The sequence below is a fragment of the Mycolicibacterium boenickei genome, assembly GCF_010731295.1.
Classification (GTDB): Bacteria; Actinomycetota; Actinomycetes; order Mycobacteriales; family Mycobacteriaceae; genus Mycobacterium; species Mycobacterium boenickei.
This window is the reverse complement of record NZ_AP022579.1, coordinates 5,549,011-5,573,307: the sequence shown is the minus strand read 5'-3', so window position 1 is coordinate 5,573,307 and position 24,297 is coordinate 5,549,011. Positions and strand designations below refer to the sequence as shown.

Here is a 24,297-nt window from a genome sequence, read left to right as displayed (position 1 = left end):
GTTGAAGAAAACGCTACGCCCTGACTTCCACATAGGTCAACGGTTGTTGAACTAAACTTCTGGGCATGTCAGAGTCCGGGCGCAGCGGCCGGTGGCGCACGGGCCAACAGAACAAGCAGCGGATCGTCGAGGCGGCCCGGGAACACTTCATGCGCGACGGCTACGAACGAGCGACCGTGCGCGGCATCGCCGCCGACGCCGGGGTGGACGTCGCAATGGTCTACTACCACTTCGGCAACAAAGAGGGGCTGTTCACCGCCTCGGTGCTCGATACTCCCCAGCACCCGTTGCACCAGCTGGCGCACCTGCTCGACGAGGGGCCCGACGAGATCGGCGCACGCCTGGTGCGCGATGTCGTCGAGCGGTGGGACGCGGGGGCGTCCTTCGACCCCCTGTTGACAGTGTTCCGGTCAGCCGAGATTCAACCGTTGGCGCGCAAGCTCTTACACGATTCCCTGGCGGGGCCGGTGGCTCAGCGGGTTTCGGCGGAATTCGGTGTCGACAACGCCGAGTTGCGGGCCGAGCTGGTGACCGTGCACCTGGTCGGTCTGGCATTCGCGCGGTATCAGCTCAAGATTGAACCGATGGCTTCGGCGAGTATCGATGATCTGGTGGCCTGGATCGGGCCGACGGTACAGCGCTATCTGACCGATCCGAATCCCTGAATGCGTAAACGCCCGCGCAGCACCGCCACGAACGGCCGCGGGTCGGCCCGCCCGTCGCGCCGGAACGGCATCGAGTCCCGCGATGCACCGATCCATTCGGAACGGGACATGTCGTCGAGGTGTAGCCGGCGCCCAGCCCTGCCGGCGAGCAGGTGCAGCAACAGGGTTCCGGTGCGCCCGTTGCCTTCTCGGAACGGATGGATCTGGTTGTAGTCGGCATAGATTCGGGCCAGCCGATAGGTCAATGTGCCGTCGTCGAGCTCGCGACCTTCGTCGGCCAGCCTGCCGATCTCAAGTTGCAGTTCCTCGAGGGCATGGGGAATGCGAGCACACGCCCAGAAATTGCTGTCGCCCTTGCGGAGTTCGACGATGCGGGGCTCGCCCGCCCACGCGTACACATCGCCGAAGACGTGTTGATGTAGTGAACGGACATCGAGATCCGTGTCCTGGTTGCGCAGGTGGACCTGAAGGATTCGGCCGGCGGTCGCCACGAACTCCAGCTGCGCGAGCGCGTCGGCGTCCTGAACGCCGAAGCTGTTGCGCAGCAGCGAGGTTCCCGGGATGAGATATGGCCGCCTGCGGGCGAACACTCGTCGCCGCGGCGGTGGGGTAGGGCCCGGAAGGTGCCGGCCGAGATACTCGCCGTACGTCTGTGCGCCCGTGAGCAGCCCGGTCAGGGATTCGATCTGGTCGGGAGTGGGCCGCCAGCCCTCCAGGCGTTCGGCGGCGACGGTCTGGGCCAGGGCGTGACACCCGGCCTCGGTCACCACGACGAGAACGTCGAGGTCGACGCCAGGTAGTCGAGTTTGCGCCGGACGCCGGTGAGTTCGCGGCCGATGCTGCGCAGGGCGGTGCGGTCCTGCGGGGGGAGATCGGACAGTTCGACGCGCTCATCGACATCGACGTCGGAATTCCAGCTGGCGGCCCGTACCCGCCAGCGGATGCTCGACCCGATGGCGTGACATTTCGCGAGCACCCGGGCGTCGTCGGCGTCGAGGTAGCGGGTGCCGGCCGCCGCCGCGATCCGGTCGGCGGTCGGCAGCGCGTCGGATCCGCAACTGAGTGCGGCCCAGCGCGCGATGCGCACGACGGGGTCGACGGCGGCGAGCTTGATGTCGACGCCGGCGTCACCGGACGTCAGCACCCGTAGCCGGGACGGGATGTAGGCGCGGGCGAAGGTGGAATCCTGCAGCATCGCCGTCAGCGAGACGGGCTGCGCCCGCGCCGCAATGCCGACCTGATCGCGTAGGTCCATGTTGCCGCCGAGGACCGGCTCGACGGGGACGGCGTCGGCCAGCAGACCGATCATCACCACGCCCCGGTCGGCGGCCGGGTCGGAGGCCCACCGTCCGATGCCGATCGCCCAGTCCTGGGCGGTGCGGTTGAACCGCACCCGTGAAGCGATCGCACCGTTGTCGTCCGCACGCAAACCGCAGCAGGCCAGCAGATCGTGGACATGCGCAGCCTGGGCCAGTGCCGACTCCGCGGTGGCTTCAGAGCTGCGGACCACGACGGTTTCCAGGTCTGATCCGGGTAGTGCGTCGCCGCGGCCGACGCTGCCCGAGGCATACCAGTCCATCCCGGGGGCCACCAGCCGCGCCGCGGTCGACAGCGCAGCGCGGGCGACGGCCGACCACGCCTCGGCGACCGAGGCTGCCCCGACCCGGGTGTCGATCACCTGCTTCACCGCATCGTGGGCGGTGGCCGCGGCCGTCACCAGGTCGCTTTCGGTGGCCGCCGCCGCAATGCGTCGGCGGGCATCGTCCAACGGAGCCACGGCCATGTCGGCGATTGTGACAGGCGATGGGTCCGGTGAGGATTCGGCAACCCAATGCTTACCGCTGGCTACATGAACGAAACACGTGGGTGACAGCTCGGACACTCCGACACGCTTATCTATCAAGTGACAGTTAAGGAGCTGGCGGCACCGCCCCGAGCCTGAGAGAAACGCCTATGACCAGCAGCGCTACCGAGCGACGGAAAGATGTGACCGCCGACCGTTCCAGCGACCACGACGACCTGGCCGAATTCGGTTATGACCAGCAGTTGCACCGTCGGCTCGGAAAGTTCGAATCCTTCGCCGCCGGCTTCTCGTTCGTGTCCATTCTGACCACGATCTTCCAGTTGTTCGGCCTTGGGTTCGGCTTCGGCGGACCCGCCTTCTTCTGGACCTGGCCCGCGGTGTTCCTCGGCCAGTTCCTCGTCGCACTGTGTTTTGCCGAGCTGGCCGCGCGCTACCCGATCTCGGGCGCCATCTATCAGTGGTCCCGTCGGATGGGCGGTGAGGTGGTCGGCTGGTTCGGCGGCTGGTTCATGATCCTGGCCCAGATCGTCACCGCGTCGGCCGCCGCGATCGCTCTGCAAGTGGTGCTGCCGTCGATCTGGTCAGGCTTCCAGGTGATCGGGGACGACCCGGCATTGACCTCGCCCAGTGGCGCGGCCAACGCGGTACTGCTCGGCACCGTTCTGCTGGTGCTCACCACCACGATCAACTGCCTTGGCGTCAAATGGATGTCACGCGTCAACAGCGCCGGGGTGATCTGCGAGATCGTCGGCGTCATCGCGGTCATCGGGGTGTTCTTCACCCATGCCCAGCGCGGCCCGCAGGTCGTGTTCGACACCGGACACGCCGGCGGCCAACCCGGTTACGTCTGGGCCTGGATCATGTCGGGCCTGATGGCGGCCTACGTCATGGTCGGTTTCGGTTCTGCCGGCGAACTCGCCGAGGAGACCCGCAACCCGCGTCGTGTCGCGCCCCGCACCATCCGTCTGGCCCTGTCGGTCTCCGCGCTCGGCGGCGGGCTGATGATCCTGGGCGCTCTGATGGCGGCCCCGAGCCTGACCGACGGACGCCTGGCCACGGAAGGCCTGCCGTACGTGCTCGACACCGTCTTGTCCTCGCCGTGGGGCACAGTGCTGCTGATCGACGTGTCCATCGCGATCACTATCTGCACCTTGGCAATTCAGACCGCCGCGTCCCGGCTGATGTTCTCGATGGCGCGCGACGGGCGGTTGCCGGCCTCGTCGATCCTGTCCCGGGTCAACAGCCACACCGGCACCCCGATCTGGCCTTCGGTGCTCATCGGCCTGCTGTGCATCGGGGTGCTGCTGGTCAACGTCGGCAACTCGGCCATTTTCGCGACCCTGGCCAGCGTCTGCATCATCCTGATCTACCTGGCCTACCTCCTGGTGACCGCGCCGCTGCTGTACCGCCGGCTCAAAGGCTGGCCCGCCCAGCGCAACCAGGTCGACGCCGAGGGCCTGCCGCTGTTCTCACTCGGCAAGTTCGGTATCGCGGTGAACATCCTGGCGGTGCTCTACGGCGCGGTGATGATCGTCAACCTCGGCTGGCCACGCGCGGAGATCTTCAACCCCACCGGCGACATGCCGATCCTGCAATGGGCCGGACCGCTGAGCATCGCCGCCGCGGTCGTCCTCGGCGCCCTGTGCTTCCCGCGCGGCAAGACCCACCCCAATCCCGTCACGATCGGAGCCTGAGATGACCACCGCGACCACCGCCGGCGCCCGCGACCATGCCCGGGCGCAGGCCGGCACCATCACCGACTCGATGCCCGTCGTACCGGCGTCGAAGTGGCCCACACCGCCGCAGGGTGTTCCATCCGAGCAATTGACCTGGGCCGAAACGGTTCCCGGCGGCCGCTACACGAGCAAGGTGCTGGCCCGCGGCACCCGGCTGCGCCTGCGCGACCTGGACGGCACCGCGTGTGCCCACCTGCTGCTGTGGCGCGCCGACGCGCCCTGGGAACGACTCAACGTCGCCGACACCGTGAAAGTGCCCTGGCAGGCCTACCTTTCGGCAGGCCATCCGCTGCTCAGCGACCAGGGACGCGTGCTGGCCACCCTGGGGTCGGACACCTCGGGTCACCATGACGCGCTGTGCGGCACCACGACCCTGTCCGGCAATACGGCCAAATACGGTGCGGGCGAGGTGGAGTCGGCCAGTCCAGCGGGACGTGAACTGCTCGTGCTGGCCGCTCTCAAGAATGGACTGACCCGACGCGACGTGGCGCCGAGCCTGTCGTTCTTCCACGGCGTGCGGGTCGAATCCGACGGCGCACTGGTTTCCACCGGATCGGCCGGCGCCGGTACCGCCGTCGAGCTGATCATCCATCTCCCGCTGATCGTGGCGATCGCCAACACTGCGCATCCGTTGGATCCGGCGCCGCAGTTCACCGTCGGCTCGCTCGAGGTGCTGGCCTGGTCGGCCCCCGGCGACCTGGCCGAGATCGATGCCACGGTCGGCGAGCGCGATCCCGAATACCAACGTGCCTACCTGAATTCCGAAGACGTCTGGAGTGCCCGATGACCATCACCGCCGCCCACACCGTTGTCGATGAAATCGTCGCGCCCCGCGCCCCGTGGTCGAAGGTCGTGCGTGCCGGCGACGTGCTCACCATCGTCGACCTGCACGGCAACCAGGCTGTGGACACCCTGTTCTACGGAGCCGACGATCACACCGTGCGCTACAGCGCACCGGCCACGATCGCGGCGCAGGGCAATATCTTCCTGACCACCGGATCGGTGCTGCGCGACAGCGACGGTGCGGCGATGCTGACCATCGTCGACGACGAGGTCGGCAACCACGACACCCTCGGCGGGGCCTGCTCGCAGGAATCGAACACCCTGCGCTACGGGCACCACACCAAACACCAGCACGCCTGCGTGGAGAACTTCATCGGCGAAGGCGCCCGCTGGGGGCTGACCAAGGCCGACGTTGTCAGCAACATCAACTTCTTCATGAACGTCCCGGTGGACCCCGACGGCTCGCTGGGCATCGTCGACGGACTATCGGCGCCAGGCAAGACAGTGTCACTGCGCGCCGAGATCGACACCCTGGTCCTGGTGTCGAACTGCCCGCAGATCAACAACCCCTGCAACGGGTTTGACCCGACGGCCGTGCGAATGATCGTGACGCGCCCATGAGGGAGTCTTCTTCAGATCCTCGCGTGCGCACCCTGGAGATCGTTCGGCCCGGAATGGCCACCACGGTCCAGGATTGGCCGGGCCGGACGGGGTACTGGCAGATCGGGGTGCCGCCGTCGGGACCGATGGACGACGTGTCCTTCCGGCTCGCCAACATCGCGGTCGGCAATCCGGAGGGCGCGCCCGGTCTGGAGGCCACGATGGGCGGACCGGCGTTACGGTTCGACACCGACACCTGGGTATGCGTCACGGGCGCGCCCGCGCCGGTGACCGTCGACGGGGCGCGGGTCGCGCAGTGGGTGCCGGTCCTGGTCGAGGCCGGTCAGATCCTTGACGTGGGGATGGTCGACGGCCCGGGTCTGCGGATCTACATCGCGGTCGAGGGTGGCCTCCAAGCCGACGAATACCTGGGCAGCGCATCGACATTCACCCTGGGCCGGTTCGGCGGCCACGAGGGCCGGACGCTGACGGTGGGGGACAAGCTGGAAACCCGCGACGCCGTGGGCGGTGTCCGCCGGCGCATCCTGTTCGAGGAACAACCGGCCATCGGCAGCCACTGGTACATCGCGGTGACCGTCGGCCCGCACTCCGCGCCGGAGTTCTTCACGCGCAACGACATCGGCACGCTGCTCGATCACGACTACGAGGTGCACTTCAACTCCGACCGCACCGGTGTGCGACTGATCGGGCCGAAGCCGGAATGGGCCCGCCCCGACGGCGGGGAAGCCGGGCTGCATCCGTCGAACATTCACGACAACGCCTATTCGGTGGGTTCGCTCGACTTCACCGGGGATACCCCGATCCTGCTCGGTCCCGATGGCCCGAGCCTCGGCGGTTTCGTCTGCCCGGTCACCGTCACCGCCGCCGACCGCTGGAAACTGGGTCAGCTCGCCCCCGGCGCCACCATCCGGTTCGTGCCGGTCCGCGCGTCGGCGGCACCGGCACCGGGCACCGTCGGCCCGGCCCGGCGTGCCTCCATCCCGGCGGTGTTCTCGCCAGGAGGCGACGAGGACGACGGAATCATCTCCGGCACAACCTCATCGGACGGCAGCACCACCGTCACCTACCGCCGGATCGGAGACGACAACGTCCTGGTCGAGTACGGCGAGATGCGACTGGACCTGGCATTGCGAGCCCGTGCGCATGCCCTGCACCACGCGCTGGAACAGCATCGGCCGGACGGGCTGATCGACCTCACGCCCGGAATCCGTTCGCTGCAGGTCAAGGTGGACCCGGCCCGGCTTCCGCAGTCGAGGCTGGTGCCGCTGCTGGCTGAGCTCGAGGCCTCGCTGCCTGCCGCGCAGGACCTCGTGGTGCCCAGCCGGACCGTACGGTTGCCGCTCAGCTGGGATGACCCGTCGACCCGGGAGGCAATCGAACGCTACATGCACGGTGTACGCGCCGACGCGCCGTGGTGCCCGTGGAACATCGAGTTCATCCGGCGGATGAACGGCCTGGCCTCGGTCGACGACGTGCACCGAATCGTCTATGACGCCGACTATCTGGTGCTTGGCCTCGGTGACGTGTATCTCGGAGCTCCGGTTGCCACGCCGCTGGATCCGCGGCACCGCCTGGTGACCACCAAATACAACCCGGCCCGGACCTGGACGCCGGAGAACGCGGTCGGCATCGGCGGGGCCTACCTGTGCATCTACGGGATGGAGGGGCCGGGCGGATACCAGTTCGTCGGCCGCACCACCCAGATCTGGAACCACCGTCACCCACTGACGGCCCAGGGATTCGATCCCGAACACCCTTGGCTGTTGCGGTTTTTCGATCGAATCCAGTGGTATCCGGTGTCCGCCGACGAGCTACTGGACCTGCGGGCCGACATGGCCGCGGGCCGTGGTCATGTCGAGATCACCGACGGAACGTTCTCACTGGCCGAGCACGACGAGTTCCTCGCCGCCAATGCCGAGGACATCGCCGCGACCCGCGCCGCGATGGAGGCGGCACGGTCCGAGGAGCGCGAGCGTTGGGCAGCAGCAGGAGAATTCGCACGAAAGGAGTCTGCGTGAGCAAGATCGCCCAGATCTATCGGAGCATCGAAGCCAGTGGACGCGACGAAGTGTTCATCCACCTGCGCCCGCAGGCCGAGGTAGAGGACGACCACCGCGCTGCGCTTGCCGATGACGGCCCACTGGCCGGTTTGGTGCTCGCCGTCAAGGACAACGTCGACGTGGCCGGGATACCGACCACTGCGGCGTGCCCAGATTTCAGCTATATTCCCGATGCCGACGCACCGGCGGTGACCGCTCTCAAGGCCGCCGGTGCTGTCGTCATCGGCAAGACCAACCTCGACCAGTTCGCCACCGGATTGGTCGGGACCCGCAGTCCCTATGGCGCCGTGCGGGATTCCCGTCGTCCGGACTACATATCCGGCGGTTCGAGTTCAGGGTCGGCGGTGGCCGTTGCGCTCGGTTTCGCCGACATCGCCATCGGCACCGACACCGCAGGGTCGGGTCGCGTTCCGGCCGGACTGCAGGGCATCGTCGGAATCAAGGCCACGGTCGGCCTCGTCTCCACCGAGGGCGTCGTCCCGGCATGTGCGAGCTATGACTGCGTGACGATATTCGCTGCCGACCTGGCCACGGCCCAGTCGGCGATGGCCGTGATGACTGCCGGTGCACCGCAACGCCAGTGGCCGGCTGACGTGCCCTTCGCGGCGCCGGTGACGCCCAGAATCGCCATCCCGGAGACCTTGACCGGGCTCGACGACGCGTGGCAGGCCGCGTTCGGTGAGGCCGTGCGGCAGGCGAAGGCTGCCGGATTCGATACGGTACCGATCCCGATGGACGACTTCTTCGCCGCGGCCGGCCTTCTCTACAACGGCGCGTTGGTCGCCGAAAGATGGGACGCGGTGGGAGAGTTCGTCAGCACGGCCGGTCCCGATGCGAAGCTGGACCCGACCGTGGCGGCTATCGTCACCGCGGCCGGAACGTACTCGGCGGCAGACCTGCTGCGAGACCGGCGGCGGGTGGAGGAATTGCGTCGCATCGCCTTGGCAGAGCTCGGGGACTGCCACGCGCTGATGGTCCCGACGGCTCCTGAGCATCCGCGCATCGACGCGGTGGCGGCGGACCCGGTCGCGGTGAACTCCCGGATGGGCCGGTACACAAACTTCTGCAACCTGTTCGACATGTGTGCGATCGCGGTTCCCGCCGGCACGGTGTCCGATGGCGCGCAGTTCGGAATCACCCTGCTGGCACCGGGATTCCACGACGGCGTCATCGCGGATCTGGCGGCTCGGTTCCTCGATGTGCCGTCAACCGAGACCTGGCCCGAATCGGGCGGCGCACCGCTGACCGAGCTCGCGGTGTTCGGCGCGCACTTGCGCGGGCAGCCGCTGGAGCATCAGCTCACCGGCCGGGGTGCACGGTGGGCCGGGCCCATCACCACCGCGCCGCACTACCGCCTCTATGCCCTCGACACGGTTCCCCCCAAGCCGGGACTGACCCGTGTTGACGAGGGCGGGGCACCGATCGTGGGTGAACGGTGGCTGTTGTCCCCGGCCGCGCTGGGGGAGTTCCTGGCCGAGTTGCCTGCGCCGATGCTGCTCGGAAAGGTGGAGCTCGACGACGGCCGCTGGATCACCGGTTTCGGTTGTGACCACATCGCTCCCGCGCATGGACGGGACATCACCGAGTACCGGGGTTGGTTGGCTGCGATGGCGTGAGTGCCTCAGTGCTGGATTTCGAGCCCGCCTGGGTGGTTCCGTCGGGCATCTGGTGAACCACAGCCCGATTCATCCCCCGGGGACGATCAGCGACACCATGGTCTCGAGCTGGCGGGCCATCTGCCGGTAGCTCATCGCACCGGTTTGTGCCTGCAACAGCGCTCCCCAGAACACCGCCTCCAGGGTGGCGAGTACTTCCGGCCAGGCTCCGCCGCCCAGAGCCGTGGAGATCCGGCGGTTGACCTCGGCAGCGATCCGGGAGCGGACGTCCTCGACCACGTCGTCGTCGGTGCTCATCAGCGCCTGGGTGCAGGCTCGGGCCAATCGCGGCTCATCGGCCATCAGCAGCGTGAGCGCGGTGAGTTGCTCGGTGACGCGGCTGGTGGGTCTGGCCGCGGGATCGATGACGAGGGGCAGCTGAATGACCCGATCCAGGTACAGCTCGGCGAAGACCACCTCGATGGACGGGAAATGCGCGTAGAGAGCTGCGGGCGCCATCTTCGCGCGTGCGGCCAGCGCCGGCACCGAGATGACGTTGTGCGCATCGAGAAGTTGCGTGGCCGCACCGAAGACACGGCGGTGCGTGCGGACGCGCTGACCGTGTGCGTCTCGTAGGCGAGTGACCGTAGCCACCGCTGGCCTGGACATGTGTCCAAGATATAGATCGGCGTAACGATCCGCAATCGTCGGATGAAACTGCCTGTATCAACACATTTTTTGTTCTGTCATTTCGGCAGTTCGTGCGCTGGTAGGCGGATCGCTGTGGTTTTCGAATCGATAAACCGGACAGGTGTCCAGTAGGATTTGTGCAGATCTGAAAGGGGAGGTCCGATGGCTTACGTGATCACGCAGAACTGCTGCAAGGACGCCAGCTGTGTTCCGGTGTGCCCGGTGGACTGCATCCGGCCGGCTGAGGACGGGCTGGAATCAGCGTCTGCCGAGATGCTCTACATCGATCCGGAATCGTGCATCGACTGCGGGGCCTGCTTCGAGGAGTGCCCGGTCGGCGCGATCCACTACGAAGAGGACCTGCCCGGCGAACTGCAGCGGTTCAAGGAGCTCAACGCCGCCTATTTCGAGCGCCATCCGCTTGAGCCGGCGTCCATACCGGTGGCCGCCTCCCGCGCACGCATCGAACCGGGATCGCTGCGGGTCGCGATCGTCGGATCCGGGCCGGCGGCCTGCTATGCCGCCGCCGAGCTGATCGGTGTGGACGGGGTGGAGATCAACCTGTTCGAGCGGCTGCCCACGCCGTTCGGATTGATCCGGGCCGGCGTGGCGCCCGATCATCAGCACACCAAGTCGGTCGTCGACATGTTCGAGCGGGTGTTCACCAATCCGCGGTTCGCCAGCCATTTCAACGTCGAGGTCGGCCGCACCATCAACCACGACGAGCTGCTGGCCCATCACCACGCGGTGATCTACGCGGTGGGTGCGGCCACCAGCCGGCGCTTGGGAATCGAAGGCGAGGACCTCATCGGGCACCACGCCGCAGCCGAGTTCGTCGGTTGGTACAACGGCCACCCCGACCACGCCGCGCACCGGTTCGACCTGTCGGGCGAGCGTGCGGTCATCGTCGGCAACGGCAATGTCGCCCTCGATGTCGCCCGGGTGCTGTTGACGGACCGGGCCGCGCTGGCTGCCACCGATATCGCCCAGCACACCCTGGATGCGTTGGCCGACAGTGCAATCCGGGAGGTGGTGATCCTGGCCCGCCGCGATATCGGGCACGCGGCGTTCTCGGCGGGGGAGTTCCTGGCCCTGGGGCACCTCGACGGGGTCGACGTGATCATCGACCCCGCGGATCTTCCTGCCGATGACGAGCACGACGACGTCGAAACCTCATTCAAGCTCGCCATCGCCCGTGAATATGCGCAGCGCAACCCGACCCCCGGCAACAAGCAGGTGGTGTTCCGCTTCGGTGTCACCCCGCTCGCCATCCTCGGCGCCGACCGCGCCGAAGGCCTGGAGATCGCCGGCGAGCGGGGGACCGAAGTGATCCAGACGCCGCTGATCCTGCGGTCGATCGGTTATCGCGGCGCGCCCGTCGCCGGACTGCCCTACGACGAGGACTCCGGGACGGTGCCCAACGAGGCGGGTCGCGTCGTCGACGATGCTCCGGTGCCCGGCACCTACGTGACCGGGTGGATCAAACGCGGACCCCGCGGAGTGATCGGCACGAATCGGCTGTGCGCCGAGCAGACCGTCGCGCAGCTGTGGGCGGATTTCGACGCGGGCCTGCTGACCCGTGAGGTCGCGGGCCGCGAGTCCCTCGACGCGCTGTTGGCCGGCCGGGGCGCCGAGCCGGTGGGGTGGCCGGGGTGGCGCGCGATCGACGCCGCCGAACGGGACCGCGGTGTGCAGGCGGCCCGGCCCCGGGTGAAGTTCGTGTCGATCGAGGAGATGCTCAGCGCGGGCCTGCGCGGCTGACTTCCTCGGGTTCGATCTGCGGGTCGGGGTCGCGTGAGGTGCGGGTCGCCAGGATCGAACCGGCGAGGATCAATGCCAGCCCGGCGACGTTGTACACGGTCAGCGGCTCACCGAGCACGATCACGCCGGCGGCCAGGGCAACGGCCGGGTTGACGTAGGTGAACACCAGCGCCCGTGCGCCTCCGACTTCGCGGATCAGCGCGAAGAACACCACGAACGCCAGCGCGGTGCAGATCACGGCGAGTGCCGTCAGCGCGATCAGCACGCGTCGCGACGGCATCTGGTCGGGCCAGGTCAGCAGCGCCGGGGTGGTGTAGATCAGGGCCGCGACCGTCAGGCATGCCGCCGTCAGCGGAAGGGTCGGGACGTCACCCAGATACCGCGCGGCGATCAGCGGAGCGATCGCGTAACAGGTTGCCACCAGCAGAACTTCGGCGATCGGCCAGCCGTGCCCACCGGCGAGACCGGGGCCCGCGAGCACCGCCACCCCGGCCAGCCCGACACCGAGGCCGGTGATCCGCTTGGCGCTCAACCGTTCTCCACCCGTGAGCCGGTCGAGCACCGCGGCGATGATCGGGGCGGTCGCGATCAGCAGACCCGTCAGCGAGCTGCTCAGGTGGCGTTCGGCGTCCGACAGCAGGAACCATGCCGCGATGATCTCGAAGAACGCGAAGGCCAGCACCGGCCGCCAGTGCCGCAGCACCGGCTCCCAGGCGGCGCGCGACATCACCAGCGGCAGCAGCACGGCCGCGCCGACGGCGGTGCGGGCCAGGACCAGCACGGGCACCGAGACACCCTCGACAGCGATCTTGATCAGCAGGTACGGGATACCCCAGATGAGGCTCATGGCGCCCAACAACAGCCATCCCCGCACGCTCACCCGGTCCAGACTACGGATGGTGCGATGTCCGTGCCCGAGGCATTCTCATGACGCGGTGAGATCGAGCGCGATGTCGACGAGCATGTCCTCCTGGCCGCCGACCATGCCCCGGCGGCCCGCCTCTTCGAGCAATGAGCGCGCGTCGACGCCGTAGCGTTCCGCGGCGACCTCGGCGTGACGCAGGAAACTCGAGTACACGCCGGCGTATCCGAGGGTGAGGGTTTCGCGGTCGACCCGGACCGGACGGTCCTGCAACGGGCGCACGATGTCATCGGCAGCGTCCTCGAGCGCGTGCAGGTCGCAGCCGTGCAGCCAGCCCAGTTTGTCGGCGGCCGCGATGAACACCTCGAGCGGGGCATTACCGGCCCCGGCGCCCATGCCGGTCAGCGAAGCGTCGACCCGGTTGGCGCCGTGCTCCACTGCGACGATCGAGTTGGCCACGCCCAGCGACAGATTGTGATGGGCATGAATGCCGATCTCGGTGGTGGGGGACAGGGCCTCGCGGAGCGCATCGACCCGGTCGGCGACATCGCGCATGGTCATCGCGCCGCCGGAGTCGACGACGTAAACGCAGGTGGCCCCGTAGCTTTCCATGAGTTCGGCTTGCCCGGCCAGCTCCGCCGGTGTGGCCATGTGGCTCATCATCAGGAAGCCGACCGTGTCCATTCCGAGATCCCTTGCGGCAGCGATGTGCTGGGCCGAGATGTCGGCTTCGGTGCAGTGCGTGGCGACGCGCACGACGGACGCGCCGGCGCGGTGGGCGTCCTTGAGGTTGTGCACGCTGCCGATCCCGGGCAACAGCAGCGTGGCGACCCGGGCGTTGCACACGACCGCGGCGACCGCTTCGATCCACTCCAGGTCGGTGTGCGCCCCGAAGCCGTAGACGCAACTCGATCCACCGAGACCGTCGCCGTGGGCGACCTCGATGGAACCCACCCCGGCCGTATCGAGGGCAGCGGCAATGGTGGTCGCCTGGTCGAGGCTGTACTGGTGGCGTACTGCGTGCATGCCGTCACGCAGCGTGACGTCGCTGACGTACAAGTCGTGAATCATGGTTGGGTGATCACGCTTTCGGAGGAGGCGATGCGTTCGGCGGTTGCCTTGGCGGCAGAGGTCATGATGTCGAGATTGCCCGCGTAGGCGGGAAGATAGTCCGCGGCGCCGGTGACTTCGAGCATCACCGTGACCTGGGTTCCGGTGAACTTCCCGGTTTCGGGGATGTGCAATGGTCGCGCGGCACTGAATGTCTCGAACTGGATCCGTTGCTTGAGCCGGTATCCCGGTACATAGCCGCTGACCTTCTCGACCACCGCCGCCACGTCATTCTCGATGGTCTGTCGGTCGGCGTCGCCGTCGACCAGGCAGTGCACGGTGTTGCGCATCAGCACCGGCGGGTCGGCCGGGTTCAGAATCATCACCGTCTTGCTCCGCTGCGCGCCTCCGACGATTTGGAGTGCAGCGGAGGTGGTTTCGGTGAACTCGTCGATATTTGCGCGAGTTCCCGGGCCTGCTGACCGTGACGAGATCGACGAGATGACCTCGGCGTAGGACACGATGCCCGACTGTGCGACGGCGGCCACGATCGGAACGGTGGCCTGGCCACCGCACGTCACCATGTTGAGATTGGGGGCGTCGAGGTGCTCGTCCAGGTTCACCACCGGCACGCAGTACGGTCCGATTGCGGCAGGCGTGAGATCGATCATCCGGACCCCCTGTTGGGACAGGCGGGCCGAGTTGGCGCGATGTGCGCCTGCCGAGGTGGCGTCGAAAACCAGTTTGACATCGGCGAATTCGGGCGTTGCGAGCAGCCCGTCGATACCGTCCGCGGTAGTCGCCACCCCGAGGCGGGCGGCGCGCGCCAGACCGTCGGACTGCGGGTCGATGCCGGCCATTGCGGCCACGGCCAGCCGCCCATCGCCGCGCAGGATCTTGATCATCAGATCGGTGCCGATGTTGCCCGAGCCGATGATGGCGACCGGATAGCGGCTCATCGACCGTCCCCGTTGTCGACCAGTCGGCGGGCCGCCTCGATCACGTTGCGTGCATGCAACTCGAACAGCGCGATCAGATCCACCGAATCGCCACCGATCTCCTTGGCGATGAACAGCCCGTCGGCGCCGGCGATGGTGTAGGTGGCCAGGTGGTGGACCTGGGCGTCGCTCAGGTCGGGCGCCCAGTCCCGAACGGTGTCGACGAGTTGGGTGAACGCCTGAGCGCGTGCCTGCAGGAACATCGCCCGGGCGCGTGGCTCGACGGGGCGGCGCTCCAGGGCGAGCATGAGGCCGAGCCGGATGAAGTCAGGGGAATCGACCAGTGCTTTGGCGACGTTCGCGCCGAATGCAGTGGCTCGTTCTTCGGCGGTCCCGTCGGCCGGCACCTGCCATGCCGTCAACCAGGTCCCGAAGCTGCGTTCGATCACCGCAGCGATCAGGTCGTCCTTGTCCTTGAAATGCCAGTAGATCGAGCTGGCGGGTAACCCGCACTTCTTGCTCACCAGCGCGATGCTGGTGCCTTCGTAACCGCGCTCGGCGGCGATCTCGGTGGCGGCGTCGAGGATCCGCTCCCGCGACTGCTCGCCGTCGAGGCGGCGGCGGCGCGGCTTGGGCTGCTCATCAGCGGGCATTTGGACTCCCGTCATTTTGCTTATTGACTCCGTAGTGATCGCTACATTACCGTAGCGATCACTACAGGACAACCTTCGATGACGAGAGAGGCCCCCGTGACTGCAGACCTCTACGACGTGGCGGTAGTCGGCTGTGGGCCGACCGGCGCCACGGCTGCCAATCTGTTGGGCCGCCAGGGATTGAAAGTGCTTGTCATCGAGCGTGATCCAGATGTTTACGGCAGAGCCCGCGCGATCAGTACCGATGAAGAGGTGCTGCGCATCTGGCAGTCTGTTGGCCTGGCGGACCGCCTGCAGCAGGACATGCTGCCCGATCGGCCCGCGGCATTCGTCGACGCCGATGGCGTGCCGTTCATCGAGACGACGATCTTCGCGCGAGGTTCGGGCCACCCGCCCCAGCAGTTCATCTACCAGCCCGCGGTCGACCATGTCCTGCGGGAGGGCGTGGCACGCTTCGACACGGTCGAGGTGCTGCTGGAACACGAATGTCTGCGGGTGCTGACCAAATCGGACCACGTCGAGCTGATGCTGGCCGACCTCCGCAACGACACCTTCAAAAGGGTGCGGGCCTCCTATGTCATCGCCGCCGACGGTGGGTCTTCCCCGACGCGCGGCCAGTTGGGCATCGGCTATTCGGGCAACACCTATGCCGAACGATGGGTTGTGATCGATACCAAGGTGCACAAGCAATGGGATGCCCACGACCGCCTCCGTTTCCACTGCAATCCGGACCGTCCTACTGTCGACTGCCCGACGCCACTGGGGCACCACCGGTGGGAGTGCCCGGCCCGAGCCGGTGAGGACGAGCAGAAACTGGTCAGCGAGCCCGAGATCTGGAAGGTGTTGGAGGACCAGGGCATCACTCGCGATAACGTCGAGATCCTCCGGGCTGTGGTCTACAGCCACCATGTCCGGGTTGCCGACCGCTGGCGGGCCGGGCGGATCTTTCTGGCCGGCGACGCCGCGCACGCCATGCCACCCTGGATCGGCCAGGGCATGTCGGCCGGCGTGCGCGACGCGGCCAACTTGTGCTGGAAACTGGCCGCCGTGCTGGCCGGCCGGGCCCCGGAAGCGCTCCTCGATTCCTATGAGGCGGAACGCAAACCGCACGTCGTCGAAGTCACCCGCCGGGCCTGTCTCGTCGGCCGGGTGATCACCGAGCGCAACCGGATGATCGCGGCCGTCCGCAACCACACCCTCAGGGCACTGACCAAGCTGCCCGGGGTGCTGCGCAGCGGACAGAAGCTCTACTGGATCCCGGATGCGCGTTACGGCGCCGGGTTTTTCGCCGGGGCCGGAAATGGCGCGGCCGGCTGGCAGATCCCGCAGCCGTGGGTCATCGACGACGCGGGCGCCACCGTCCGGCTCGACGACGTGCTGGCCGGGCGATGGGCAGTGCTCCACACCGGCGTCGCGCCGGCAGGCGCGCGGGCATGGACCGACCTGGGTGTGCCTGCCATCGCGTTGACCGGTCCCGGGGAGGGCGCCAAACCCGGCGCGATCCGCGATCTCGACGGCACCCTCGTCGCCTGGTTGCACCGCAAGAAGGCAGCCGCCGTGGTGCTGCGCCCCGACGGATTCATCTACGCCGCAGCCGAATCCGGTCAGCGGCTACCCATGCCACCGCCCGGCCACGAGCTGGCGCCGACCAGAACTGGAGCCCACACATGACCACCACCGAACTTGCCGAACACACCGTGACCGTCGCGGGCCGGCCGATCTTCTACGCCGAGGCGGGCGCCGGGCCCGTCGTGGTGATGCTGCACGGCGGCGGGCCTGGAGCCTCCGGGGTGTCCAATTACGGACGCAACATCGACGCTCTCGCCGCGCACTTCCGGGTCATCGTTCCAGACATGCCTGGCTATGGCCGCTCGGGGAAGGGCATCGACAAGGACGATCCGTTCGGGTTCCTCGCCGACATGATCCGTGGCCTGCTCGACGAATTGGGCATCGAGGCAGCGCATCTGATCGGCAACTCCTACGGCGGTGCCGCGGCGTTGCGGCTGGCGCTGGACACCCCACATCGGGTGAAAAAGCTGGTGCTGATGGGTCCCGGCGGAATCGGTACCACCCGTGCACTGCCGACGGCGGGGCTCAACAGCCTGCTGTCGTATTACACCGGCGACGGCCCGAGCCGCGACAAGCTGGGCACCTTCATCCGCAATTACCTGGTGTACGACGGCAGTTCGGTGCCCGACGAGCTGATCGACCTGCGCTACCGAGCTTCCATCGATCCCGAGGTGGTGGCCGATCCACCGCTGACCCGGCCGTCGGGGCCGAAGGCCTTGCGCACGCTGTGGCGCATGGACCTCACCCGCGACAGTCGCCTCAAGAACCTGCAGACTCCCACGCTGATCCTGTGGGGCCGTGACGACAAGGTGAACCGGCCGTCCGGCGGCCCGATGCTGCTCAATGCCATGCCCAACGCCGAACTGGTGATGACCTCACACACCGGCCATTGGATGCAGTGGGAGCGCTCCGCGCTGTTCAACCAACTCGTCACCGAGTTTCTCGGGCCGGACTCGAAGCTCGCTCATGCCTAGCGTATTCGGCAATGTCCAACTCGGATACGTCGTCATCGAAACCGAGAAGTTCGGTGATTGGCGGCGTTTCGGCCGCGATGGGGTCGGCATGCACGTCGACGACATTGCGCCCGGTGTCCTTCGATTCCGGCTGGACGAGCACGAATGCCGCTTTCTGTTGCAGCGTGGACCGGCCGAGGATGTGACCGCGCTCGGCTGGCAGCTCGACGACCACGTTACGTTCGACGACATCGTCGGACGTGTGGTGAGCCACGGGGTGCGGGTCGCAGAGGGCAGTGCAGAAGAAGCCGCACTGCGCGGGGTCGAGCGGCTGGTGCGGTTTCCCGGCCCCAACGGGTTGACCCAGGAGATATTCGTGCGTGCCCACACCGGTCAGGAACCGCTGCGGATGACTGCGCGCGGCGGGTTCGTGACCGGCGATTACGGCATCGGGCACGTGGCGATCACGACGAAGAAGCCGCAGCAGGTGCGTGGCTATTACAGCACCGTGTTCGATGCCCGGCTGTCCGATTTCATCGATGAGACCATCAGCGGCGTCAAGTTCAAGATCCGGTTCCTGCGGGTCAATCAGCGCCACCACTCGGTGGCCATCGCTTCGGTGAACCGCCTGCCCGTCAACCCGATCCGCACCCGTGTGCAGCATCTCAACATCCAGGTCGCGGAGCTCGACGACATGACCACGTCCTACCAGCGGATCAAGGAACTCGGTTTCGATATGGCGTTGGGAGTCGGGCAGCACACCAACGACCGGGAACTGTCCTATTACGCGATGACCCCATCCGGGTTTGAATGGGAGGTGGGGTGGAACCCGCTGGTCGTCGACGAGACGACCTGGGAGCCCACCACCCACCAGGGCATCAGTATCTGGGGCCACACCCCGGAAGGACGGACGGTCATCGACAAGCTCACCCAGTTCAGGACCGGCGCTCGCTCGCTGCTGCGGTCCGAGGACAGCGTCGCAGAGCTGGCCGGCGCCGGCATCGCCGACCGTTAGGGAAGGAAGATCATGAACCGAATCGACACCCACCACCACATGCTTCCCCCGGACTATCGAAAGGCGTTGCAGAAAGCCGGGATCGAGGACGCCGGGGGTAGAGCGATGCCGGACTGGAGCCCAGAAGGCTCGTTGCACACCATGGCGGAACTCGATGTCGCCACCGCAGTGCTGTCCGTATCCGCCCCGGGCACCACCTTCCTGCCGAACCCGGCCGATGCCGCCGCGCTGGCTGCCGACGTCAATGACTATGCAGCCGACATGGTGGCCTCCCAGCCCGACCGGTTCGGTTTCTTCGCCACCGTGCCGATGCCGCATGTCGACGCCGCGGTCGCCGAATCGGTGCGCGCCCTCGACCAGCGCAACGCCGACGGCATCGTCCTGCTGGCCAACCATGCCGGAACGTACCTCGGGGAGGATGGCCAGGATGACCTGTGGGCTGCCCTGGACGCCAGGTCCGCGGTGGTGTTCATCCATCCGGCCGAGTTGCCAGGGCCGACGGTCCCCGGCGTCGTTCCGTTCGCCACCGACTTCCTGCTCGACACCACCCGTGCGGCGTATCTATTGGTACGCAACGGGATACGTCGCAAGTACCCGAACATAAAATTCATCCTCAGCCACGCCGGCGGGTTCGTCCCGTACGCGTCGCACCGCATGGCGGTGGCGATCATGGGGGATACCGGCCGCAGCCCAGCCGACATCCTCGACGACTTCGCGAGTTTCTACTTCGACACCGCGCTGTCGTCGAGCGCGGCAGCGCTACCCACCCTGCTCGCGTTCGCCAAACCCGGCCACATCACGTTCGGTTCCGACTGGCCGTTCGCCCCGCTGCCGGCGAGCCAGCTGTTCGCCGCAGGCCTGGACACGTACGACGGACTCGATTCCGTTGCCCGCCAGGCGATCAACCGCAACAATGCGCTGGCGCTGTTCCCACGGCTCGGCACCGCGCCGGCGGCCCCGGCCCCCTCACCGCTGGATCAGGTGCGGCATCAGGCCACCCGGGTGGTGATGCGCGGAGTTGCCCGCCTCATCAACACCAAGTAGGCGAAACTGAAACCAGGGACAAAAGCGAGGCGTTGATTCTGTCCCTGGTTTCAGTTTCGGTGCGTGCCGGGCCGCTTCAGCTCCGGGTGAGCTCCGCGTAGCGGCCGACGTGGTAATCGGTTGAGCCGAACTCGTACTGCACCGCGGTGAGGCGCTTGAAGTAGTGACCGATCGCGAGTTCCTCGGTCATGCCCATGCCACCGTGCAACTGCACGGAGTTCTGCCCGACGAATCGCGCTGCCCGGCCGATGGTGGCCTTGGCCGCCGATACCGCCCTGGCCCGCTGCGCGGGCTCGGCATCGAGGTTCAGCACCGCGAGATAGACTGCCGCCGAAGCCTGTTCGACCTCCATGTGCATGTCGACCATCCGGTGCTGCAGCGCCTGGAAGCTGCCGATGGGCAGGCCGAACTGCTGGCGTTGTTTGCAGTACTCGACCGTGTCGGCCAGCACCTTGCGCATACCGCCGACGGCCTCGGCGCACACCGCCGCCGCTCCTTCGTCCCGGGCCAGGTCCAGCGACGGCCAGGCCTGCCCTTCGGTCCCCAGCAACGCCGAGGCAGGGACCCGGACATCGGAGAATGTCAGGTCCGATGCCCGTCGGTCGTCCACGGTGCGGTACGGGTGTGCGGTGAATCCCGTCGACAACGAGGCGATATCGACCAGGAACAGCGAGATTCCGTCGGTGTCGGCATGTTCCCCCGAGGTACGTGCGGTCACCAGCAGGTGTGTGGCCAGCGGTGCGTCGACGGCCATCACCTTGGCGCCGTCGAGCACCCATTCGTCGCCGTCACGGCGCGCGGTGGTGCAGACGTCGCGCCAGTTGTCCCCGGAGGTCGGTTCGGTGGCCGCCAGTGCGACGATGGCCGAACCCGCCACGATGTCCTCCAGCAGGGCCGCAGCCGCCGCGTCCCCGGACCGGTGCAGCAGGCCACCGGCGACCACCACGGTGTCCACGAACGGCTCGATCACCAGGGCGTGGCCCAAAGCCTCGGCGATGACCATGGTTTCGACCGGGCCGCCGCCGATACCGCCGGCCTCCTCGGGCAGGGTGGCGCCCAGGATGCCCAACTCTTCGGCGAAGCCCCGCCAGATCTCGGGTTGCCAGCCGGGGCCGGTCTTGGCCGCGGCACGGCTGGATGCCAGATCGTAGCGACTGGCCAGGAACTTGGTCAGCCCGTCGCGCAGCAGTTCCTGTTCGTTGGTCAGGTTGAAGTCCATCTAGAGCCCCAGTTCTGCCTTGGCGAGGATGTTTCGCTGAATCTCGTTGCTTCCGGCGTAGATCGAGCCCGCCCGGTCATTGAAGTAGCGCAGCGGAGCGACCGCCTGCCACGGTGCGCCGCTGTGATAGCCGTCGGCAGGCGGTTCGTACTCGGCCACCGGGCCGCCCGGGAAGGTGGCGTGCGGCTGGTAGGCGCGGGCGAGCGGGCCCGCGGCCTCCATGGACAGCTCGGTCAGGGTTTGGCTCAGTTCGGTGCTCAAGATCTTGAGCATCGACGATGCCGTGCCGGGATGGCCCCCGTCGGCGACCGCGGCCAGCACCTGGTACTCCAGGATTTCCAGTACATCGGTGCGCAGACGGGCGTCGGCGAGCCTGCGGCTGAAGGCCGCGTCGTCGATCAGCCTGCCGCCGTTGGGTCCGGGCATTTCGGCGGCAACCTCGGAGATTTCGTCGCCGAGCACCTGCAATGCCGGCGCGTTGGCACCCCCGCCGCGCTCGAACTCCAGCAGATACTTGGCAACCGTCCAGCCATCGTCGATCCTGCCGATCACGTTCGACTTCGGGACCCGGACCTCGTCGAAGAAGACCTGGTTCTGTACCTCTTCGCCGGAAGTCATGACCAGTGGCCGGATTTCGATGCCGGGGGAGGTCATGTCGATCAGGACGAACGTGATGCCCTGCTGCTTCTTGGCGCCGCGCGTGGTGCGCACGAGCGCGAACATCCAGTTGGCTTCCTGGGCGTGGGTGGTCCAGATCTTGCTGCCGGTGCAGACGAGGTCGTCTCCATCGGACACCGCCGCCATGGAAAGCGCGGCCAGGTCCGAGCCGGCCTCGGGCTCGGAGTAGCCCTGGCAGAAGAACACCTCGCCGGTCAGGATGCCGGGCAGGAAATAGTCCTTCTGCGCCTGCGTCCCGAATTTGATGATCGCGTGGGCCACCATCCGGATGCCCATGGGTGACAACGACGGGGCGCCGGCCAGCGTCGATTCACGGCTGAAGATGTAGTGCTGCGTGAGGCTCCAGTCGCAGCCGCCGTGTTCCACCGGCCACGCCGGGGCAGCCCAGCCACGCTCGTGGAGGATCTTCTGCCACGCCATGCTGGCGTCGTGATCGGCATACACGCTGGTCATCAGCTGGCCGGCACGCCGGAGCTCGGGCGTCAGATTCTTGGCGAGAAAGTCGCGCACCTCGTCGCGGAATTCCTGGTCGGTCGTCGACCACTTCAGGTCCATGCCTGCCCCTTCTGCTGGTGTCGCTCCACAGAGTAAACCTAGTTAGTCAAGTGGCGTAGGCCACCCCGGGCGCCTGCGCGCCGGACCGGAGCGGGGCGTCGTGACGTCACGTTGCTGGACGGTGGTGGCACCCGGCTGGGGCCGCAGGCGATAATCGGACTCGTGGAGCGTCGCCAGAGCGGTCAGGACCCCCAATCTCCGATGGCACTGCTGCAGAACATTCCTGCGCTGGTGGTGCTGGAGCGGTTCCCGGTGCCGGTGTTGGCAATCGCCGAAGACGGCACGATCCTCTTCGCCAACACCGCTTTCGGCGAGATGGTCGGCCGCGACACCGATGCGGTCAAGAGCATGAAGTTTGCTGAGGTGTTCCACTCGCTGCCGGCCGACGAGTCGGCGGTCTCGGTGATGCGGGCCAATGCGGGGCTGCTGGTCGACCTGGTTCACGACGACGGCTCGATCGTGCGGGCGCGGATGAGCAAGTCGGCATTGCTGCGCGGCGACGATCCGGTGGCGCTGGCGACGTTCCAGGACCTCACCGAACGGTTGTGGGCCGAAGAACTGTAGGGCTATCCCGCGGCCGGGGCTCGGCGCAGTGATTCGCGGGCCAGGAACTCGCGGAAGTAATCCAGCGATTCGCCGTTCACGATCGAGGGCAGCAACAGGTCCCACGTGGCGGCTACCCGTTCGCGCAAGTCGGTGCCGGTGGCGTTCGCCCGGGAGAGGGCCTCGGCGCCCAGCATGGACCCCAGGATCACCTCGGCCGCGCCGGCGATGTCGAGGCTGTCTCGTAGGTCGCCTTCGTCGGCGGCCTGGGTCAACTGATCCCTGAGCTCATCGAGCCAGCTCGTGTAGACGCGGGTGGCGGCGGCGTTGATGCCACTGAACGTCCGCAGCAACTGCATGCCGATCTGTGCGACCTTGTCCGAACGGGCGAAATCGGCCACCACGAACAACCCGTGGATGGTGTTTTCCAAAGCCGGCGAAGAGGATTCGGCGATGGCGCGGAAGGCGCCCAGCATCGCGGTGCCGCCGTCACTGATGATCGCCTCGGCCAGCGATTCCTTCGAGCCGAAGTGGTAGTAGAGGGCGCCCTTGGTCATCTCGGCCCGCGCGATGATGTCACCCAGCCCGGTTGCCGGGTAGCCGTGCTCGCTGAACAGGTCGACGGCGGCGTTGATGATCTTCTGCCGGGTCAGTTCGGACCGCGCCTGGCGCGCCATGTCAGGCCCGCCCGACGGCTGCGTCGGGTGCGGCGTCCGGCGAGTGCGGGTGCAGGGGCACGACCTTCTTGACGCCCACCGCGGTGCGGCGCCGGATGAACTGCTTGAGGTAGGCGAGCCGCTCGGGTTCGACGAATCCGGGCAGCGCCAGCCGCCAGCTGTGCTCGAGGTCGGTGAGGAAACGCGGGGGATCGTCGAGGTCGCTGGTCTGGCGCACCCCGAGATAGATCGACACCAACAACCGGGCGATCGTTTCCGGGTCGCTGTCGGCGGTGAAATCGCCCTCGCCGATGGCACGTTTGGCGATGCCTGCGAAACCCTGCACCCACGCATCGAGCGCCCGGCGACCCAGGCCGTCGGTCCGACCGATGGATTCGACCAGGTTCAGGCATGCCCGGGCCATCGGGTCGCCGATGTCTTCGGCGGCCACCAGGCAGGAGAGGTCGATCAAGGTCTCGGCTCCGGACAGATTGCGAGCCAGAACGTCCTCGACAGCCTGGGTGCCCCGCGCGGTGCGGTGCTCGACGATCGATACCGCCAGCGCGTGCTTGGACCGGAAGTGGAAGTACAGCGCACCCTTGGTCACCGCGGCGTCGGCCAGGATGTCGTCGAGGCTGACCAGGCTGTATGGCGTGTGAGCGAACTGGCGCGCCGCCGCCTGCAGGATCTGGAGACGGGTCAGCTCTGCTCGTCGGTCGAGCTGCTCAGTCACCTCGGGGCCTTCCTGACTCTGATTCGCCGGCGACCATGTTCTGTTCGCCGCCGTCACCAGCAGACTCAAAGTCTTCGCCGTACGTGCATAACATTCTAAAGGTATGTATCGTGC

The 24,297-nt window shown here is 67.2% G+C and carries 23 protein-coding genes; 12 read left to right on the top strand and 11 right to left on the bottom strand.

All coding sequences use genetic code 11. The annotated features are described in order from the left end of the window. Positions 1–65 precede the first annotated feature (65 nt). Positions 66–665, top strand: a complete 600-nt coding sequence (locus G6N57_RS26635; RefSeq protein WP_077743726.1) for a TetR/AcrR family transcriptional regulator — start codon at positions 66–68, stop codon at positions 663–665. Here the strand turns inward: G6N57_RS26635 and G6N57_RS26630 are convergent. Both G6N57_RS26630 and G6N57_RS26625 read right to left on the bottom strand, forming a co-directional pair. After that, positions 641–1,435, bottom strand: a complete 795-nt coding sequence (locus G6N57_RS26630) for a Fic/DOC family protein (RefSeq protein ID WP_077743727.1) — start codon at positions 1,433–1,435, stop codon at positions 641–643. The two genes, G6N57_RS26635 and G6N57_RS26630, sit on opposite strands and share 25 nt — an antisense overlap. Continuing rightward, positions 1,429–2,448: a putative nucleotidyltransferase substrate binding domain-containing protein gene (locus tag G6N57_RS26625; protein WP_077743728.1), complete on the bottom strand. Its 1,020-nt coding sequence runs from the start codon at positions 2,446–2,448 to the stop codon at positions 1,429–1,431. Before G6N57_RS26625 ends, G6N57_RS26630 begins: the two co-directional genes overlap by 7 nt. A 170-nt stretch (positions 2,449–2,618) precedes the next feature. Here G6N57_RS26625 and G6N57_RS26620 point away from each other — a divergent pair, with 170 nt between their 5' ends. Genes G6N57_RS26620 through atzF form a run of 5 tightly spaced genes read left to right on the top strand, consistent with a single transcriptional unit; the run spans position 2,619 to position 9,285 of the window. Further along, a complete protein-coding gene (locus G6N57_RS26620; RefSeq protein WP_077743729.1) occupies positions 2,619–4,163 on the top strand; it encodes an amino acid permease in 1,545 nt (514 codons plus the stop codon). Position 4,164: 1 nt separating this feature from the next. Next, positions 4,165–4,992 carry an urea amidolyase associated protein UAAP1 gene (locus tag G6N57_RS26615; RefSeq protein WP_077743730.1) on the top strand — a complete coding sequence of 276 codons (828 nt, stop codon included), beginning with the start codon at positions 4,165–4,167 and terminating at the stop codon, positions 4,990–4,992. Further along, positions 4,989–5,609 (top strand): urea amidolyase associated protein UAAP2, encoded by a 621-nt coding sequence (locus tag G6N57_RS26610; RefSeq protein ID WP_077743731.1) that lies wholly within the window; start codon positions 4,989–4,991, stop codon positions 5,607–5,609. The genes G6N57_RS26615 and G6N57_RS26610 overlap by 4 nt, the downstream gene beginning before the upstream one ends. Continuing rightward, positions 5,606–7,627 (top strand): 5-oxoprolinase/urea amidolyase family protein, encoded by a 2,022-nt coding sequence (locus tag G6N57_RS26605; RefSeq protein WP_077743732.1) that lies wholly within the window; start codon positions 5,606–5,608, stop codon positions 7,625–7,627. The genes G6N57_RS26610 and G6N57_RS26605 overlap by 4 nt, the downstream gene beginning before the upstream one ends. Further along, a complete protein-coding gene (gene atzF, locus G6N57_RS26600; protein ID WP_077743733.1) occupies positions 7,624–9,285 on the top strand; it encodes an allophanate hydrolase in 1,662 nt (553 codons plus the stop codon). Before G6N57_RS26605 ends, atzF begins: the two co-directional genes overlap by 4 nt. A 69-nt stretch (positions 9,286–9,354) precedes the next feature. On the opposite strand, the gene G6N57_RS26595 is transcribed toward atzF, so the two are convergent. Further along, positions 9,355–9,933: a TetR family transcriptional regulator gene (locus tag G6N57_RS26595; RefSeq protein WP_234815673.1), complete on the bottom strand. Its 579-nt coding sequence runs from the start codon at positions 9,931–9,933 to the stop codon at positions 9,355–9,357. Positions 9,934–10,116: 183 nt separating this feature from the next. Between G6N57_RS26595 and G6N57_RS26590 the strand changes: the two genes are divergently transcribed. After that, on the top strand, positions 10,117–11,715 hold the full coding sequence (locus G6N57_RS26590) for an FAD-dependent oxidoreductase (protein ID WP_097925994.1): 1,599 nt from the start codon (positions 10,117–10,119) through the stop codon (positions 11,713–11,715). Here the strand turns inward: G6N57_RS26590 and G6N57_RS26585 are convergent. From G6N57_RS26585 to G6N57_RS26570, 4 genes are read right to left on the bottom strand one after another with little or no spacing between them, the layout of a single operon-like run. After that, positions 11,693–12,595, bottom strand: a complete 903-nt coding sequence (locus G6N57_RS26585; protein WP_077743736.1) for a DMT family transporter — start codon at positions 12,593–12,595, stop codon at positions 11,693–11,695. The two genes, G6N57_RS26590 and G6N57_RS26585, sit on opposite strands and share 23 nt — an antisense overlap. A gap of 45 nt (positions 12,596–12,640) precedes the next feature. Next, on the bottom strand, positions 12,641–13,648 hold the full coding sequence (gene dmpG, locus G6N57_RS26580; protein WP_077743737.1) for a 4-hydroxy-2-oxovalerate aldolase: 1,008 nt from the start codon (positions 13,646–13,648) through the stop codon (positions 12,641–12,643). Then, complete coding sequence (locus G6N57_RS26575) at positions 13,645–14,586, bottom strand: acetaldehyde dehydrogenase (acetylating) (RefSeq protein WP_077743738.1); 942 nt, start codon at positions 14,584–14,586, stop codon at positions 13,645–13,647. Before G6N57_RS26575 ends, dmpG begins: the two co-directional genes overlap by 4 nt. Then, on the bottom strand, positions 14,583–15,218 hold the full coding sequence (locus tag G6N57_RS26570; RefSeq protein ID WP_077743739.1) for a TetR/AcrR family transcriptional regulator: 636 nt from the start codon (positions 15,216–15,218) through the stop codon (positions 14,583–14,585). Before G6N57_RS26570 ends, G6N57_RS26575 begins: the two co-directional genes overlap by 4 nt. 78 nt (positions 15,219–15,296) lie before the next feature. On the opposite strand from G6N57_RS26570, the gene G6N57_RS26565 reads away from it, so the two are divergent. Genes G6N57_RS26565 through G6N57_RS26550 form a run of 4 tightly spaced genes read left to right on the top strand, consistent with a single transcriptional unit; the run spans position 15,297 to position 19,799 of the window. Continuing rightward, positions 15,297–16,889, top strand: a complete 1,593-nt coding sequence (locus G6N57_RS26565) for a bifunctional 3-(3-hydroxy-phenyl)propionate/3-hydroxycinnamic acid hydroxylase (protein ID WP_174814525.1) — start codon at positions 15,297–15,299, stop codon at positions 16,887–16,889. Then, positions 16,886–17,761: an alpha/beta fold hydrolase gene (locus G6N57_RS26560; protein WP_077743741.1), complete on the top strand. Its 876-nt coding sequence runs from the start codon at positions 16,886–16,888 to the stop codon at positions 17,759–17,761. The genes G6N57_RS26565 and G6N57_RS26560 overlap by 4 nt, the downstream gene beginning before the upstream one ends. Beyond that, on the top strand, positions 17,754–18,755 hold the full coding sequence (locus tag G6N57_RS26555) for a VOC family protein (RefSeq protein ID WP_077743742.1): 1,002 nt from the start codon (positions 17,754–17,756) through the stop codon (positions 18,753–18,755). Before G6N57_RS26560 ends, G6N57_RS26555 begins: the two co-directional genes overlap by 8 nt. Positions 18,756–18,767: 12 nt before the next feature. Then, positions 18,768–19,799: an amidohydrolase family protein gene (locus G6N57_RS26550; protein ID WP_077743743.1), complete on the top strand. Its 1,032-nt coding sequence runs from the start codon at positions 18,768–18,770 to the stop codon at positions 19,797–19,799. Between the two features lie 76 nt (positions 19,800–19,875). Here G6N57_RS26550 and G6N57_RS26545 read toward each other — a convergent pair whose 3' ends face one another. Both G6N57_RS26545 and G6N57_RS26540 read right to left on the bottom strand, forming a co-directional pair. Continuing rightward, positions 19,876–21,018, bottom strand: coding sequence for an acyl-CoA dehydrogenase family protein (locus tag G6N57_RS26545; RefSeq protein WP_077743744.1), 1,143 nt, complete (start codon positions 21,016–21,018; stop codon positions 19,876–19,878). After that, positions 21,019–22,251, bottom strand: coding sequence for an acyl-CoA dehydrogenase family protein (locus tag G6N57_RS26540; RefSeq protein WP_077743745.1), 1,233 nt, complete (start codon positions 22,249–22,251; stop codon positions 21,019–21,021). Positions 22,252–22,452: 201 nt separating this feature from the next. On the opposite strand from G6N57_RS26540, the gene G6N57_RS26535 reads away from it, so the two are divergent. After that, positions 22,453–22,815, top strand: a complete 363-nt coding sequence (locus G6N57_RS26535; protein ID WP_174814592.1) for a PAS domain S-box protein — start codon at positions 22,453–22,455, stop codon at positions 22,813–22,815. Positions 22,816–22,817: 2 nt separating this feature from the next. Here the strand turns inward: G6N57_RS26535 and G6N57_RS26530 are convergent, their stop codons facing one another. Beyond that, the gene (locus G6N57_RS26530) at positions 22,818–23,471 is read right to left on the bottom strand and encodes a ScbR family autoregulator-binding transcription factor (protein ID WP_077743747.1); all 654 of its coding nucleotides are present in this window, start codon (positions 23,469–23,471) and stop codon (positions 22,818–22,820) included. A gap of 1 nt (position 23,472) precedes the next feature. Continuing rightward, a complete protein-coding gene (locus G6N57_RS26525) occupies positions 23,473–24,183 on the bottom strand; it encodes a TetR family transcriptional regulator (protein ID WP_077743748.1) in 711 nt (236 codons plus the stop codon). Between the last annotated feature and the right edge of the window lie 114 nt (positions 24,184–24,297).

Bases quoted from the DNA above. Each gene is read 5' to 3' on its own strand.
- G6N57_RS26595 (WP_234815673.1), bottom strand. From the start codon at position 9,933: ATGTCCAGGCCAGCGGTGGCTACGGTCACTCGCCTACGAGACGCACAC.
- G6N57_RS26545 (WP_077743744.1), bottom strand. From the start codon at position 21,018: ATGGACTTCAACCTGACCAACGAACAGGAACTGCTGCGCGACGGGCTG.
- G6N57_RS26610 (WP_077743731.1), top strand. From the start codon at position 4,989: ATGACCATCACCGCCGCCCACACCGTTGTCGATGAAATCGTCGCGCCC.
- G6N57_RS26635 (WP_077743726.1), top strand. From the start codon at position 66: ATGTCAGAGTCCGGGCGCAGCGGCCGGTGGCGCACGGGCCAACAGAAC.
- G6N57_RS26565 (WP_174814525.1), top strand. From the start codon at position 15,297: ATGACGAGAGAGGCCCCCGTGACTGCAGACCTCTACGACGTGGCGGTA.
- G6N57_RS26560 (WP_077743741.1), top strand. From the start codon at position 16,886: ATGACCACCACCGAACTTGCCGAACACACCGTGACCGTCGCGGGCCGG.
- G6N57_RS26550 (WP_077743743.1), top strand. From the start codon at position 18,768: ATGAACCGAATCGACACCCACCACCACATGCTTCCCCCGGACTATCGA.
- G6N57_RS26615 (WP_077743730.1), top strand. From the start codon at position 4,165: ATGACCACCGCGACCACCGCCGGCGCCCGCGACCATGCCCGGGCGCAG.
- G6N57_RS26620 (WP_077743729.1), top strand. From the start codon at position 2,619: ATGACCAGCAGCGCTACCGAGCGACGGAAAGATGTGACCGCCGACCGT.
- G6N57_RS26530 (WP_077743747.1), bottom strand. From the start codon at position 23,471: ATGGCGCGCCAGGCGCGGTCCGAACTGACCCGGCAGAAGATCATCAAC.
- G6N57_RS26605 (WP_077743732.1), top strand. From the start codon at position 5,606: ATGAGGGAGTCTTCTTCAGATCCTCGCGTGCGCACCCTGGAGATCGTT.
- G6N57_RS26555 (WP_077743742.1), top strand. From the start codon at position 17,754: ATGCCTAGCGTATTCGGCAATGTCCAACTCGGATACGTCGTCATCGAA.
- G6N57_RS26570 (WP_077743739.1), bottom strand. From the start codon at position 15,218: ATGCCCGCTGATGAGCAGCCCAAGCCGCGCCGCCGCCGCCTCGACGGC.
- G6N57_RS26535 (WP_174814592.1), top strand. From the start codon at position 22,453: ATGGCACTGCTGCAGAACATTCCTGCGCTGGTGGTGCTGGAGCGGTTC.
- G6N57_RS26625 (WP_077743728.1), bottom strand. From the start codon at position 2,448: ATGGCCGTGGCTCCGTTGGACGATGCCCGCCGACGCATTGCGGCGGCG.
- G6N57_RS26590 (WP_097925994.1), top strand. From the start codon at position 10,117: ATGGCTTACGTGATCACGCAGAACTGCTGCAAGGACGCCAGCTGTGTT.
- dmpG (WP_077743737.1), bottom strand. From the start codon at position 13,648: ATGATTCACGACTTGTACGTCAGCGACGTCACGCTGCGTGACGGCATG.
- G6N57_RS26540 (WP_077743745.1), bottom strand. From the start codon at position 22,251: ATGGACCTGAAGTGGTCGACGACCGACCAGGAATTCCGCGACGAGGTG.
- G6N57_RS26575 (WP_077743738.1), bottom strand. From the start codon at position 14,586: ATGAGCCGCTATCCGGTCGCCATCATCGGCTCGGGCAACATCGGCACC.